The sequence below is a fragment of the uncultured Ruegeria sp. genome (genome assembly GCF_947489545.1).
GTDB lineage: Bacteria > Pseudomonadota > Alphaproteobacteria > Rhodobacterales > Rhodobacteraceae > Ruegeria.
Window position 1 is genome coordinate 210,711 of the sequence record NZ_CANLDZ010000004.1, and the last position, 13,007, is coordinate 223,717.

At 57.8% G+C, this 13,007-nt stretch carries 13 protein-coding genes; 3 read left to right on the forward strand and 10 right to left on the reverse strand.

Annotated elements, in window-relative coordinates:
• Window positions 1-22 precede the first annotated feature (22 nt).
• The 5 genes from Q1B13_RS08130 to Q1B13_RS08150 are packed head-to-tail and all read right to left on the reverse strand — an operon-like array spanning window position 23 to window position 5,948.
• Entirely contained in the window at window positions 23-1,615 is a 1,593-nt protein-coding gene (locus Q1B13_RS08130) for an ABC transporter ATP-binding protein (RefSeq protein WP_299079281.1), read from the reverse strand.
• The gene (locus Q1B13_RS08135; RefSeq protein ID WP_298934238.1) at window positions 1,612-2,427 is read right to left on the reverse strand and encodes an ABC transporter permease; all 816 of its coding nucleotides are present in this window, start codon (window positions 2,425-2,427) and stop codon (window positions 1,612-1,614) included. The genes Q1B13_RS08130 and Q1B13_RS08135 overlap by 4 nt, the downstream gene beginning before the upstream one ends.
• The gene (locus tag Q1B13_RS08140) at window positions 2,424-3,371 is read right to left on the reverse strand and encodes an ABC transporter permease (RefSeq protein ID WP_299079283.1); all 948 of its coding nucleotides are present in this window, start codon (window positions 3,369-3,371) and stop codon (window positions 2,424-2,426) included. Before Q1B13_RS08140 ends, Q1B13_RS08135 begins: the two co-directional genes overlap by 4 nt.
• A 40-nt stretch (window positions 3,372-3,411) precedes the next feature.
• Entirely contained in the window at window positions 3,412-4,431 is a 1,020-nt protein-coding gene (locus tag Q1B13_RS08145) for a hypothetical protein (protein WP_299079286.1), read from the reverse strand.
• 29 nt (window positions 4,432-4,460) lie between these two features.
• Entirely contained in the window at window positions 4,461-5,948 is a 1,488-nt protein-coding gene (locus Q1B13_RS08150) for an ABC transporter substrate-binding protein (RefSeq protein WP_299079289.1), read from the reverse strand.
• Window positions 5,949-6,118: 170 nt separating this feature from the next.
• Here Q1B13_RS08150 and panB point away from each other — a divergent pair, with 170 nt between their 5' ends.
• The 3 genes from panB to glpK all read left to right on the forward strand — a co-directional run bounded on the left by panB (window position 6,119) and on the right by glpK (window position 9,356).
• Window positions 6,119-6,958: a 3-methyl-2-oxobutanoate hydroxymethyltransferase gene (panB, locus tag Q1B13_RS08155; RefSeq protein ID WP_299079292.1), complete on the forward strand. Its 840-nt coding sequence runs from the start codon at window positions 6,119-6,121 to the stop codon at window positions 6,956-6,958.
• Window positions 6,955-7,806, forward strand: a complete 852-nt coding sequence (gene panC, locus Q1B13_RS08160; protein ID WP_299079295.1) for a pantoate--beta-alanine ligase — start codon at window positions 6,955-6,957, stop codon at window positions 7,804-7,806. Before panB ends, panC begins: the two co-directional genes overlap by 4 nt.
• A 71-nt stretch (window positions 7,807-7,877) precedes the next feature.
• Window positions 7,878-9,356, forward strand: coding sequence for a glycerol kinase GlpK (gene glpK / locus Q1B13_RS08165; protein ID WP_299079298.1), 1,479 nt, complete (start codon window positions 7,878-7,880; stop codon window positions 9,354-9,356).
• A gap of 30 nt (window positions 9,357-9,386) precedes the next feature.
• Here the strand turns inward: glpK and smpB are convergent, their stop codons facing one another.
• The 5 genes from smpB to Q1B13_RS08190 all read right to left on the reverse strand — a co-directional run bounded on the left by smpB (window position 9,387) and on the right by Q1B13_RS08190 (window position 12,985).
• Window positions 9,387-9,863, reverse strand: coding sequence for an SsrA-binding protein SmpB (gene smpB / locus Q1B13_RS08170; protein ID WP_299079301.1), 477 nt, complete (start codon window positions 9,861-9,863; stop codon window positions 9,387-9,389).
• A gap of 58 nt (window positions 9,864-9,921) precedes the next feature.
• On the reverse strand, window positions 9,922-10,464 hold the full coding sequence (locus Q1B13_RS08175; RefSeq protein ID WP_299079304.1) for an isopentenyl-diphosphate delta-isomerase: 543 nt from the start codon (window positions 10,462-10,464) through the stop codon (window positions 9,922-9,924).
• A 206-nt stretch (window positions 10,465-10,670) separates the two neighbouring features.
• Window positions 10,671-11,084 (reverse strand): c-type cytochrome, encoded by a 414-nt coding sequence (locus tag Q1B13_RS08180; RefSeq protein WP_298934220.1) that lies wholly within the window; start codon window positions 11,082-11,084, stop codon window positions 10,671-10,673.
• Between the two features lie 113 nt (window positions 11,085-11,197).
• Window positions 11,198-12,214: a P1 family peptidase gene (locus Q1B13_RS08185; protein WP_299079307.1), complete on the reverse strand. Its 1,017-nt coding sequence runs from the start codon at window positions 12,212-12,214 to the stop codon at window positions 11,198-11,200.
• 24 nt (window positions 12,215-12,238) lie between these two features.
• Window positions 12,239-12,985: an SDR family oxidoreductase gene (locus Q1B13_RS08190; RefSeq protein WP_299079310.1), complete on the reverse strand. Its 747-nt coding sequence runs from the start codon at window positions 12,983-12,985 to the stop codon at window positions 12,239-12,241.
• Between the last annotated feature and the right edge of the window lie 22 nt (window positions 12,986-13,007).

The following is a 13,007-nucleotide window of genomic DNA, read 5'->3' on the forward strand; positions in this document are numbered from 1 at the left end:
TTTAGGCTCTAACTAGGGGACTTCATGTGATACTCAGTTCAGGCAGTCGCGGTGCTGCCGCGATCAATTTTTGGGTATAGCCATGCTGCGGATCCGCAAAGACAGATTCTGTCTCACCCTGCTCCACGATTTTACCCGCACGCATCACCATCACCCTATCTGTGATTGTCCGAACGACGCTCAGATCGTGACTGATGAACAAATAGGTCAGGTCATAGGCCGCACAAAGCTCGGCCAGAAGATCCAGAATCTGCGCCCGGACCGAAACGTCGAGCGCCGAGACAGCCTCGTCAAACACGATCAGCGCGGGCCGGATGATCAAGGCTCGGGCAATCGCAATGCGCTGTCGCTGGCCGCCAGAGAACTCGTGTACATACTTGTTTGCGTCATCGGGGCCGAGGCCAACGGCCGTCAGGATCTCCGCAGTACGATCCTGCCGCTCGGATCCGGCAGGAGGATGATCCAGTAAATGAAACGGCTCGGTGATCAATCGGGCGACGCGGTGACGGGGATTGAAACTGCCATAAGGGTCCTGAAACACCACCTGCATCTTCCGACGCACCGCCAAATTGGGTTTGTGGCCTGCAAAAACAGGTTGGCCATCTAGCAGAATTCGCCCCTGTTGCACCTCTTCAAGACCCAAAATCGCCCTTGTTAGGGTCGATTTTCCGCAACCGGATTCGCCTACAAGTCCCAATCGCTCCCCTTTGTTCAGCGTGAAACTCACGTGATCCACAGCACGCTGCTGCGCCGGAGCCGCGAACAGATGATGCCGTGGCAGACGGTATTCTCGAACCACATCTGTAACCTCAAGCAGCGGCGTGGATGACACTGGTTCAGGCAGCGTCACCGTATGGCCGGACGCGTCGAACAGCATTCGGGTATACGGGTGCTGCATGTGTTCTAGCAAATGCCCGGTTGCACCGGTTTCGACCACCTTACCGTGGCGCATCACCACAATCTGGTCGGCCAGATCGGCGACAACGGCCAGATCGTGGGTGATCATCAGCAGGCCCATATCGTATTCCGTGACCAACCCCTTAAGCAGGTCGAGAATTTGCGCTTGCGTTGTGACATCCAGCGCTGTTGTTGGCTCATCTGCAATCAGCAGTCGGGGGCGCAAGGCGATGGCCATTGCGATCACAACCCTTTGCCGCTGGCCGCCGGACAACTCGTGCGGATAGCGCGACAGGGGAAATTTATCGGGCGGTAAACCAACCCGGTTCAAAACCTCCTTTGCCCGTTCGCGCGCGCCATTAGGGGGCATGGCTTTGTGGATCAGGATGGTTTCCATCACCTGATCACCGATTGTTTTCACCGGGTTCAGGGCCGTCATCGGTTCCTGAAACACCATACCGATGGAGGATCCGCGCAGTTGACACATCTCTGGTTCGGGGCGGTTCAATACCTCTTGCCCGTCCAGCAAAATGGACCCTTCGGCTATGGCGCCATTTGGCAACAATTGCATCACAGCCAAAGCAGTCATCGACTTGCCCGAGCCACTTTCGCCGGTCACCGCCACGATTTCCCCTGGCGCAATGGACAGGTTGATATGGCTCAGGATGTTCGTCCCGTGGATCCCCAGCGTGAGATCTTTGATCTGCAACAACGTCATACGCGCGCCACCCGAATCCGAGGGTCCAGCCAGTCGCGCAACCCATCCCCCAGCAGGTTCAGGCCTAACACCGTTACGATGATGGCGAACCCCGGAATTAGAGCCAAATGCGGGGCAAAACTGACCATTGTCTGCGCATCGGCCAGCATCCGCCCCCAACTGGGCGTCGGAGGTTGTGCCCCCAAACCAACATAGGACAAGCCCGCCTCGGCAAGAATACCAAGGCTGAACTGGATCGTGCCCTGAACGATCAGCAGGTTGGCAACATTTGGTAGGATATGCTCGGTTGAAATACGCGCGGCGCCCTTGCCAGCGACGCGGGCGGCAAGGATGAACTCACGCTCCCATAAGGACAACGCGGCGCCGCGGGTAATGCGCGCGAAAACGGGGATGTTGAAGATACCGATCGCTATTATGGCATTGACCGCGCCTGCGCCAAACACCGCTGTGATCAGGATGGCGATCACCAAAGACGGGAAGGCAAAGACCAAATCGTTGCCGCGCATGATCACTTCGTCCAGCCAAGATCCCTTTCGCGCCGCCGCCGCCAAGCCAAGGGGCACGCCCAGCGCCATACCGATGCCGACGGCGACCAACGCGACGGCAATCGACGTCCGCGCCCCAACCATGATCATCGAGAATATGTCGCGCCCGAAATGATCCGTGCCGAACCAATGCTGCGTATTGGGCGATTGCAGTTTGTCGGGAATGTTCAGCGCAGCATAGTTGTATGGCGTCCAGACAAAAGACACCAAAGCCGCCAAAAGAACCAGCGAAGACAAACATGCGCCAAGGATCAGGTTGCGGCTCATGTCCTGCTCCTTAGCCTTGGGTCAACGGCGGCATAGGCGAGATCGACAAGAAAGTTCACGGTGATCACCGCGAAAACCAGCAGCATGACGACGGATTCGACCACGATCAGGTCACGGGCAGAAATCGCCTGGAACACCAATCGCCCCAAACCCGGCAAGTAGAAGACCTGCTCGATGATGATGGATCCGGCCAGAAGGAAGGAAAACTGCAGCCCGATGATGGTCAGAACCGGGATCAGCGCATTCCTCACCCCATGACGCCAGAGCGCCTGACGGGGGTTAAGCCCCTTGGCGCGCGCCGTCCGCATGAAATCTTCGCCCAGAATGTCTAGCAAGGCCGACCGCATGACACGCGCCAGAATTGCCGCTTGTGGCAAGGCCAGCGCAATGGCCGGCAACGTAAGAGAATGCAGCCCTGCCAAAATCCCTGTGTCCCAACCCGAAAACCCGCCGGCATTGAACCATCGCAGATTGATGGCAAAGATCAGCACCAGCATCATTGCGAACCAGAAATTGGGCACGGCAACACCCAATTGGGTGGCGCCCATCACCGCCAAATCACCGGGCTTGCCCCGACGTGCTGCCGCGTAAATGCCCGCCGGAAAGGCAATCAGGGTGGACAGGGTCAGCGCATAAAGGGCCAACGGCAGCGACACCCAAAGACGGTCGGTAATCATCTGCGACACTGGGGTGCGATAGGTGTAGGACGTGCCGAAATCGCCAACCAGCATCCCGCTGACCCAGTTGAAGTATCGCTGCACCTTGGACACATCCAAGCCAAGTTCCGCGCGCAAAGCGGCCAGCGTGTCAGCCTGCGCATTCACCCCAAGCATGAAAGACGCCGGATCCCCCGGCGCGATCTCGATCACCGCGAAAATGACAACCGAGGCAACGGCAAGACTCAGGATAAGCGAGAGCAGACGTTTGAGGGCATAGCGTAGCATTGGCAACAGGTTAAGTGCGCTTGCCGCCCGGGTCCAGCGGCTACTGGTACGCCTGACGTTCTGCCTGGATCAGGCCTATGGCGCAGGCCGACAACTCTGCTACGGGTGCGGATTCGGCAAGCCATTCAACATTGGTCTCGGTTCGGGCCAGAACCGCCCGGCGCAACACCATCAGTCGCGCGCGCGGGCTGTTCAGAAACCTGTCCTGAGGAATAACCGTCTCAAGCGGGCTGTCGGTTCGGATGACCTCAAAATACCCGCCGGACAACGCCATGAACGCAAAGGCGCAAGCTGGTGCCTCGGTTCCGCAGCTTGTCGAGCAGAGTTGCGCAATCGGCACGGTTGACTGGGCGGTCATCAGCCAGCTTTCTACAGCAGGCCGCCATGGATTGTCTGGTGAAAGGTCCCCGTATCCCAGCCCAAGCGCCAAGGTTCCAGCCATACCCAGCGCAGGTGCAGAACCTGCCTCAACGCCGTCCGATTGAATGTGACGCAGGGCGGCAAGGCCGTCTCCCCGCGGTTCAGGATCAAGGGTGAGGTAGGACAGATACGGTTTGAGGTCATCCATAAGCCCATCATCTTCCAGCAGGCTAAGGCGCATGTCTTCATTGCCGTACAGCGCTATTATCCTGGTTGGATAGTCCGTCGCCTGGTGTTCGCCCAGTGCATTCAGGCGAGAGATCAGAGCGAGATCTGGTTCGGGGCGTTTAGCGCGCAGCAAGGCTTGCGCCAATTCGTTGCCGGCCGCCGCCTCGACCACCAACCAGGACCGTCCGAACGCCGAAAGATCCTTCTGTCGGAACAGCGCACGAGACTGCGCAGGCTCAAGCCCAAGCCGAAACGGTGACGGACCCAGATCCGTGGTTTCGATCCGTGCCAACAGCAAGCGGGCCTCGGCATCGCCCTTAGCCGCCAATTCAGCCAGCATCGGCAAAGCCCTTGCGTCATCACCATCCAGCCAAAGCGCAACGGCCCTCTCAAGCGGTGTTTGCGCCGAAACGGCTGAGCCGATCACAGCCTGAGCCACAATGAAAAGGGCGGCAACAACTATTCTAAACATGCGCTGACCCTCTTCAGTGCTAGATGCTTTTATTCATTCCAGCTTATTGCCGTCAAATCTATTGCAGCGGTAGGGGCATTTTCCCAAAGTCCTTGGACACCGGCCTTGGCGACGCCCAGTTTAGCCAGTTGGAAGAGATAACCGTTTACATAGTCATTTGCGATCAATCGCTGCGCCTCTCCCAGAATCTTTGCCCGTTCTTCAGGGGCCGTGGTCGAATTCAGCGTCGCCATCAAGGTTTGGAAGTCCGTACTCTCATACTGGAAATAATATTCAGGCCGGGCGTAGATTCCGATATCCATCGGCTCGGTATGGCTGACGATGGTCAGTCCAAAGTCTTTGCCGTTGAATACCGATTCCAGCCATTGCGCCCATTCGACATTGATGATCTCGGCGGTGATCCCAATCTCGGCCAGCTGTGCGGCGATGATCTCTCCGCCACGACGGGCGTAAGACGGCGGCGGCAGATGCAGAGTGGTTTCGAACCCATCGGCAAAACCTGCCTCAGCCAGCAGCGCTTTGGCCTTTTCCAGGTCGTAGGCTGAATTGCCCGTCAGATCGACGTAAGCCGGGTTATGTGGTGCGAAATGGGATCCAATCGGTGTGCCATACCCAAACATCGCCCCATCAATGATTGCCTGCCGGTCGATGGCATGGGCCAGCGCCTGGCGTACACGAATGTCGTCAAATGGCGGCTGCTTGTTGTTGGTGGACAGAATCGTCTCACCCTCGGTCGAACCGACAAGAACTCTAAAACGCGGGTCAGCCTCGAACTGAGGCAGGTTTTCCGGCGCCGGGAAGTTGTCGAACGCATCCACATCCTCGGCCATCATAGCCGCAAAGGCGGCGGTTGGATCCGAGATGAACTTGAATGTCGCAGTCTCTAACGCGGGCTCATTGCCCCAATAGTTGGGGTTCCGGTTCAACGTGATGCTGTCGCCCTGAACCCATTCACCAAACGCGAAAGCCCCGGTCCCGACCGGGTTGGTCTTGATGTCATCAATGCTCTCCGGCGCAACGATGACCGCATCTCCCCAGGCCATGTTGAACAGGAAACTCCCATTCGGCTCTGACAAGGTGACCTTGACAGTCAAAGAATCGACGACTTCGACAGTTTCAATTCCGGCAAACAGCGCTTTCTGCGCGTTCGCGCTGTCTTCGGCCGTGGCACGGTCAAGGCTGAATTTGACATCTTCGGCGTCCATCGTGGTGCCATCGTGAAAGGTCACACCATCCCTCAGCGTGAATGTGTAGACGGTCCCGTCATCGGAAATCTCCCACATTTCGGCCAGGCCGGGCACGACTGATCCATCGCCCATGAATCGGGTCAGCCCTTCGAATACATTTGTGTAAACAACCGAATCGATGGCCTGCGCTGCGGCGCTTGTCGGGTCTAAATGCGGCGGCTCCAATTGCATGGCAATCGTGATATCCGATTTTGCCAAAGCCTGGCCCGCGAGAACGCTGACACTCATTGCCAACACTGAGCTTACGGTTCGAAACATCTGCTTTGTCATAAAATTCTCCACCCACTAATACGCGTTAACCCGTCGAATTGCGGGTCACCGTACCCACAATGTCCCTTTAAACCTAAGGTCATTCAAGGAAATGTTCGTGCAACCGGGGTTTCTATAACCTCATTCAATCTGTTATGCCGCACTGCAACATGAACCCCGCAGGAGCGAGCATGAGCGCCACCGCCCGCAAAAAAGCCCCGAACGCCGAGGATATTCGAGCCCGAAAAGGCGGCGAACCTCTGGTTAGTCTGACTGCCTATACGACGCCCATGGCGCAGCTGATGGACGACCATTGCGACTTTGTTCTGGTGGGTGACAGCGTCGGCATGGTGCTGCACGGTCTGCCCTCGACCCTTGGTGTGACCATGGAGATGATGATCTTGCATGGGCAGGCCGTCGCCCGCGGGCTGCAAAAGGCCATGATGGTCATCGACGTGCCTTTTGCCAGCTACGAAGAAAACCCGGCCCAAGCCTTTCAAAACGCGGCACGGCTGATGGCACAAACCGGAGCAGGCGCAGTGAAGCTGGAGGGCGGCGTCGAGATGGCCGAAACCATCCGCTTTCTGGTCAAGCGCGGTATCCCGGTGATGGCCCATATCGGTTTGACGCCGCAATCGATCAACACGTTGGGCGGCTACAAAGTGCAGGGCCGCGATGAGCAGGCCGAGGCGGTGTTGGCCGATGCTCAGGCTGTCGCGGATGCAGGGGCGTTTTCTGTCGTGTTAGAGAAGGTTCCGCAAGCACTCGCCGATCGGATCACCGCTGAAATTGCAATCCCGACGATTGGGATCGGCGCGTCTGCCGGATGTGACGGGCAAATTCTGGTGGTCGACGACATGCTGGGCTTCTTCACCGCGTTCAAACCGAAATTCGTCAAACGTTACGCCGAGCTTGGCCCATTGGCGGAACAGGCCATTGCAGACTACGCGGCCGAGGTTCGGGCGCGCAGTTTCCCGGCTCAGGAACACGTCTTTGCAGATCAGGCCCCGTCCAAGGGCTCGAAAGCATGACCGCACCAATCCTGCGCCGTCAGGCAGATCTGCGCGTATTAACGTCCGAATGGCACCAAAACGGCCAGGTTATTGGTGTTGTCCCAACAATGGGCGCGCTGCATCAGGGGCATTTGTCATTGGTCGAGGCCGCAAAGGCCGACTGCGAACGGGTGATCGTCACGATCTTTGTGAACCCAAGACAATTCAACAACCCCGAAGATCTGGCCAAGTATCCGCGCACTGAAATTGAAGATGCCGAAAAACTGGCGCCTTACGGTGTGGATGCGATCTATGTTCCCGACCCGGATCAGATCTATCCCGAAGGGTTTTCGACAACGGTGACAGTCTCGGGGCTGACCGATGTCATGGAGGGGCCATTCCGGCCCGGGCATTTTGAAGGGGTGGCCACAGTTGTGGCCAAGCTGTTCCTGCAAACCCAGGCAGATCGAGCCTATTTCGGGGAAAAAGACTATCAACAGCTGCTGGTTGTTCGCCGCATGGCGCGTGATCTGGATATTCCAATCAAAGTCATTGGCTGCCCGACAATCCGAGAACCGTCGGGTCTGGCCATGTCATCGCGCAATCTGATGCTGTCGCCCGAGGGGCTTAGCATTGCCGCGAAGAAAAGCGGAATCATGCAGGCGCTGGCTGCCGAGTTGGCAAACGGGCAAGCCTTTGCACCGCTGGTGCAAAAGGCAAAGGCCAAACTGATCGACGCCGGTTTCACCGAGGTCGAATATATCGACCTGCGCTGTGCTGACAGTTTGGAAGAATTGCCTCGCGCCTCGCGCCCAGCCCGGTTGTTCATCACTGCCTGGGCGGATGGGGTTCGGCTGATCGACAATATCCCGGTCACGCCAGCCTGATTTCTGCTCTGGCAGGACCGCAACTGTTTGCGCTAAAGTCCCGCAAAACGAAGCGGGGGAGAAGCGCAGGCATGACCTATATTCTGGCAATCGATCAGGGCACCACGTCCTCACGCGCGATTTTGTTCGACGCGCAGATGCAGCGTGTCGGCACCGCGCAACGCGAATTCCCGCAGCATTTCCCTCAGGAAGGCTGGGTCGAACATGATGTGGAAGACATTTGGAACAGTGTTCTGACGGTCTGCCGCGAGGTTATGGCAACCGTCGGAGCCTCTGCCGCTCAGATCGCAGGGATCGGCATCACCAACCAACGTGAGACCACCGTCGTTTGGGATCGCGCGACCGGTAAGGCCATCCACAACGCCATCGTCTGGCAGGACCGGCGGACCGCCGATATCTGCGCGCGCTACCGTCAGGCGGGGTGCGAGGATGACGTCACCGCGCAAACAGGTTTGCTGTTGGACCCCTATTTCTCGGGCACCAAAGTCAAATGGCTGCTGGACACAGTGCCAGGTGCCCGCGCGCGCGCCGAGGCTGGCGAGCTGATGTTCGGCACGATCGACAGTTTTCTGATCTGGCGGCTTACCGAAGGGCGCAGCCATGTTACAGACGCTACCAACGCGGCCCGAACCCTGCTGTTCGATATTCACAAAGGCGTATGGAGCCCCGAAATCTGCGATCTACTGGATGTACCCTTGGACATGCTGCCCGAGGTGCGCGACTGTGCGACCGATTTCGGCAGCACATCTCTTTTGGGCGGTGACATTCCCATTCTGGGCGTCGCAGGCGACCAGCAAGCAGCCACCATCGGTCAGGCCTGTTTCCAACCGGGTATGATGAAATCGACCTATGGCACCGGGTGCTTTGCGCTGCTGAATACGGGGGCAACTCCGGTTGCCTCCAAAAATCGCCTGCTCACGACCATCGGGTATCAGCTGGATGGACAGCGGACTTACGCGCTGGAGGGGTCTATCTTTATTGCAGGTGCAGCGGTGCAATGGCTGCGTGATGCATTGGAAATCATCGAATCAGCGCCGCAAAGTGGTGATCTTGCCGCCAAGGCCGATCCAAACCAGCATGTGGTGCTGGTTCCGGCCTTCACCGGCCTTGGGGCGCCATACTGGAAGCCGGATTGCCGCGGCGCCATGTTCGGGCTTAGCCGAAACTCGGGCCGGGCCGAAATTGCCCGCGCAACGCTGGAAAGCATCGCCTTCCAGACCCGCGATCTGTGGCATGCCATGCAAGGCGACTGGGGCGCCGATGCGAATGTCATCCTGCGCGTCGACGGCGGGATGAGTGCATCTGACTGGGCCATGCAGGGCTTGGCCAACTATCTTGGCGCGCCCGTTGACCGGCCGGTAATGCAGGAAACCACTGCGCTGGGCGCCGCATGGCTGGCCGGAATGAAAGCCGGGATCTATCCTGATCAGGATGGCTTTGCCGAGACGTGGCGCCTGGATCAGCGCTTCGACCCTGCCTTGCCCGAATCCGAGCGCGACGCTGCTTATGCGCGCTGGCAGCGCGCGGTTCAGGCAACAATGGCGTTTTGACCGGGTTGGTTAGGAAAAAACTGAACCGTTTTAACTGTGATCTTTCAGAAGCCGCTGTTTCTGGCGTGACCAATCCCGCTTGGCTTGAGTTTCACGCTTGTCATGGGTCTTCTTGCCCTTGGCAATGCCGATCTTAATCTTGGCCAGACCTTTGTGATTGAAATACAGAACCAGCGGTACCAGCGTCATGCCCTTGCGCTGGGTCGCGTTCCACAGGTTCGACAATTCCTTGCGCGAGACCAACAGTTTGCGGCGGCGACGCTCTTCGTGTTTGAATGATTTTGCCTGATCGTATGGCGCGATGTAGCTGTTGACGAGCCACAACTCTCCGTCATCAACCGATGCATAGCTTTCGGCGATGTTCGAGCCACCTGAGCGCAGCGACTTGACCTCGGACCCTTCCAGCATGATGCCGCACTCGATATCCTCTTCGATTGCGTAATCGAAGCGGGCACGCCGGTTTTCGGCAATCACTTTGTAATTCGGGTCTGTCTTTTGCTTGGCCATGACGCGTTGATTTAGGCGGCTTGCCCCGACCATGCAAGGCAGGGTTTCGCCTTGGGTGTCAGGATTTAGCCGAAATGATCAGGTCCGGACCAAAAATCGTGTCTGCGTGGTTGTGCAGATAGATCTTGAGCCACGGGGTGAAACGATCAGGGTGCCGCTGCACTTCGGCCAGCAGATCGTGATAGTCGATCCAGCGAATATCCAAGACTTCGTCCGGATTAGGCTCGATCTTCAGCGGTCCACGTACATGGGCCAGGAACACGTCGACCACTTCGTTTTCGACCATATTGTTGCCGACGTCGGCGTGGTATTCCAACCGATGGCGATATTCCGGATAAAGACCAGTAATCCCGAGTTCCTCGCGCAAGCGGCGCACAGCACAGACCGATGACTTTTCGTTCCAGTCCGGATGAGTGCAACAGGTATTCGCCCAAAGACCCGGCGTATGGTATTTTCCCATCGCACGGCGCTGTAGCAAAATCTCGGTTCCCCGTACGACGAAGACGGACACCGCCTTGTGCTTGAGCCCCTTTTCGTGCGCCTCAAGCTTGTCCACGGGGGCCAATTCACCATCAACCCAAGCCGGGATCATGATTCCCATCTGTCGTCTCCTGCTGCCGATCCGCCTTCCCGACGGGGTTCTAATATTAGCTGCGGCCCGATCGGCTTGGCGTTGTGACGCGACCACCATTGCAGCCCACATCACTTGTTCCCAAAGTGACGAGGATCCAACTGGTTATCAATCGCACGAAAGGCCGCAGGGGCTGCGGCCTTTCGTTCATTGTATCACGCGGCGGCAATCAGGCGTTACTCACCAGACACGCTTACGATATAGGCGTAAACGTCTTCACCGCCTTTTTTCAGTTTGAAGGTCATTTTGGACTTGGCCGAAGTCTCCCCAAGGTAATCTTTCAGAAAGGCTTTGGGATCCTGTGAGTATGCAACAAATGTTGCTTCGTCCCAGACCAGACCGTTTTCGCCTGCGGCAACAATGCTGTCGCCATATTTGAACCCTTCGTAGGTTCCGGCGGTGCGACCTGCGATTCCATACAAGTTCGGGCCGGTCTTTCCGCCTTTGACAATCGTTTCGCCGGCTGGGTCAGCAATCATGTGACAGGATTTGCATTTGTTGAACGTTTTTTTTCCGGCTTCTGCGTCGCCTTCGGCGTAGGCAGGTACGGCCAAAAGGCCGACAATTGCGGTAGCGAGGATGCGATTCATTGCTTTTTGCTCCGATACATTTGGCTGCACCGAATGGACCGCTGGTGCAGGTGAGAGTCAACGCGCAGATTGCCGCGCGAGGACACTGTGTCACTGCCGTTTAGGCATCGTCCTTAACTTATGTCATGTAACCTAGACCAACACGGCAAAAGATCGCCCTTTGCGGGCGAGGCAAGATAGACAGCCCTTGCAATGGCCCGCGATAGACACAGCGATGCCGCATGTCCAATCGCGCCCAATTCTGCCTCGGTTTCCAACGGTCGGGCACCCCTACTAATGCCAAACACCAGGTCACCATCGCCCGGAGTATGCGCAGGAAGGATGGCACGGGCGATACCGTCATGCGCCGCCACCGCAAGCCGGTAGCACTGCGGTTTTGAAAGGGCGGCGTCGGTTGCGACGATTGCAATGGTCGTGTTGGCTTTGTCCGGAGCAGCGGGTCGCATTGCCAAGGCCTTGCGACTGACCAAAGGCTGCCCCAACCCGGTTGAGGGATCGGGCCCCAACCCGCCAAACTCGCCACCAATCTCAAACGGCGCAGCCCAAAAGTGGCGGTCGCTGGGTGTTGTCACACTGCCCAACGGATTGGCGGCAACCAGTGCACCCACGGTGACACCGGTGTCCAGCATCAGCGAAGCTGATCCAAGCCCGCCCTTCTGCATCGCCGCCAAGGCCCCGGTTCCCGCACCCGCAGTGCCCAAAGTAAAGGTGTCTGTGGCGTTTTCAAATGCGGCACGTCCCAAGGCACGATAGGGGTTTTCATCCCAATCCTTGTCTCCTCCGTTCAGCAAGTCGAACAGAATTGCGCCGGGTACGATTGGCACCCGGGTGTTACCGACCGGGTAGCCTCGGCCCCGCGATCGCAGCGCGTCTGACACCCCGGAACAGGCGTCCAGCCCGAAAGCGGACCCACCTGACAGGGCGATTGCATCGATTTGTGTAACAAATTTATCTGGCGCCAGCAGATCGGTTTCCCGCGTGCCAGGGGCGCCCCCCATCACGTGAACAGACGCAGCGAAGGACTGATCAGCGGTCAGAACAGTGACACCGGATTTCAGCGCGTCATCCTTTGCATTCCCAACCTTCAGGCCAGGCACATCGGTGATCAGATTTCGGGGTCCGGGTGTCATAGGAGTGTCGTCCGTTTGTTCAAATCAGATGCACCGTCCACCATCCACTTCCAGCGCGGTGCCCGTGATCATACTGGCCTCGTCCGAGCATAGAAAACAGGCGGAATTGGCCATGTCTTCGGGTGTTGAAAAACGGCCCAGTGGAATAGTGGACAGGAATTTGGCCCGTATCTCGGGTGTGTCTTCCCCCATGAATGACTTCAGCAAAGGCGTTTCGCCTGCCACCGGGCAGATCGCGTTCACACGAACACCAGACGGGGCCAGTTCCACGGCCATTGTTTTGGTCGCGGTGATCATCCAGCCTTTGGAGGCGTTGTACCAGTTCAGGCTCGGGCGCGGGGACAGACCGGCGGTAGACGCCACATTCAGAATGGCCCCGGCGCTGCGAGACTTCATATGCGGCACCAATGCCCGCGCCGTGAGGTAAACCGATTTCATATTCACGGCGAAGACGCGGTCAAAATCCTCTTCGCTGACATCCTCCAGCGGGGTGGGAAGATGCGTGACCCCCGCATTGTTCACCAGAATATCGAGGTGTCCGAAACGGCCAAGAGCTTCATCAGCCATGGTTTGAACCGAGGTCGCATCGGCCACATCGACCGCTTGGGCAACTGCATTCACGCCAAGCTGATCCGCCATATCTCTGGCCGCATCCTCATTAATGTCGGCAATCATGACACGGGCCCCTTCGGCCAGGAATTTTTGAACGATGCCTGCACCAAAACCGGATGCGCCGCCTGTTACGATCGCGGTTTTTCCCTCCAACCTCATGGCTTTGCCTCCCTGACGCCTT

Excerpts from the sequence above, each read along its gene's own strand:
- Q1B13_RS08175 (WP_299079304.1), bottom strand. The coding sequence starts at position 10,464 with ATGGGAATCATGATCCCGGCTTGGGTTGATGGTGAATTGGCCCCCGTG.
- Q1B13_RS08150 (WP_299079289.1), bottom strand. The coding sequence starts at position 5,948 with ATGACAAAGCAGATGTTTCGAACCGTAAGCTCAGTGTTGGCAATGAGT.
- Q1B13_RS08130 (WP_299079281.1), bottom strand. The coding sequence starts at position 1,615 with ATGACGTTGTTGCAGATCAAAGATCTCACGCTGGGGATCCACGGGACG.
- Q1B13_RS08190 (WP_299079310.1), bottom strand. The coding sequence starts at position 12,985 with ATGAGGTTGGAGGGAAAAACCGCGATCGTAACAGGCGGCGCATCCGGT.
- panC (WP_299079295.1), top strand. The coding sequence starts at position 6,955 with ATGACCGCACCAATCCTGCGCCGTCAGGCAGATCTGCGCGTATTAACG.
- glpK (WP_299079298.1), top strand. The coding sequence starts at position 7,878 with ATGACCTATATTCTGGCAATCGATCAGGGCACCACGTCCTCACGCGCG.
- Q1B13_RS08140 (WP_299079283.1), bottom strand. The coding sequence starts at position 3,371 with ATGCTACGCTATGCCCTCAAACGTCTGCTCTCGCTTATCCTGAGTCTT.
- Q1B13_RS08135 (WP_298934238.1), bottom strand. The coding sequence starts at position 2,427 with ATGAGCCGCAACCTGATCCTTGGCGCATGTTTGTCTTCGCTGGTTCTT.
- Q1B13_RS08180 (WP_298934220.1), bottom strand. The coding sequence starts at position 11,084 with ATGAATCGCATCCTCGCTACCGCAATTGTCGGCCTTTTGGCCGTACCT.
- panB (WP_299079292.1), top strand. The coding sequence starts at position 6,119 with ATGAGCGCCACCGCCCGCAAAAAAGCCCCGAACGCCGAGGATATTCGA.
- Q1B13_RS08185 (WP_299079307.1), bottom strand. The coding sequence starts at position 12,214 with ATGACACCCGGACCCCGAAATCTGATCACCGATGTGCCTGGCCTGAAG.
- Q1B13_RS08145 (WP_299079286.1), bottom strand. The coding sequence starts at position 4,431 with ATGTTTAGAATAGTTGTTGCCGCCCTTTTCATTGTGGCTCAGGCTGTG.
- smpB (WP_299079301.1), bottom strand. The coding sequence starts at position 9,863 with ATGGCCAAGCAAAAGACAGACCCGAATTACAAAGTGATTGCCGAAAAC.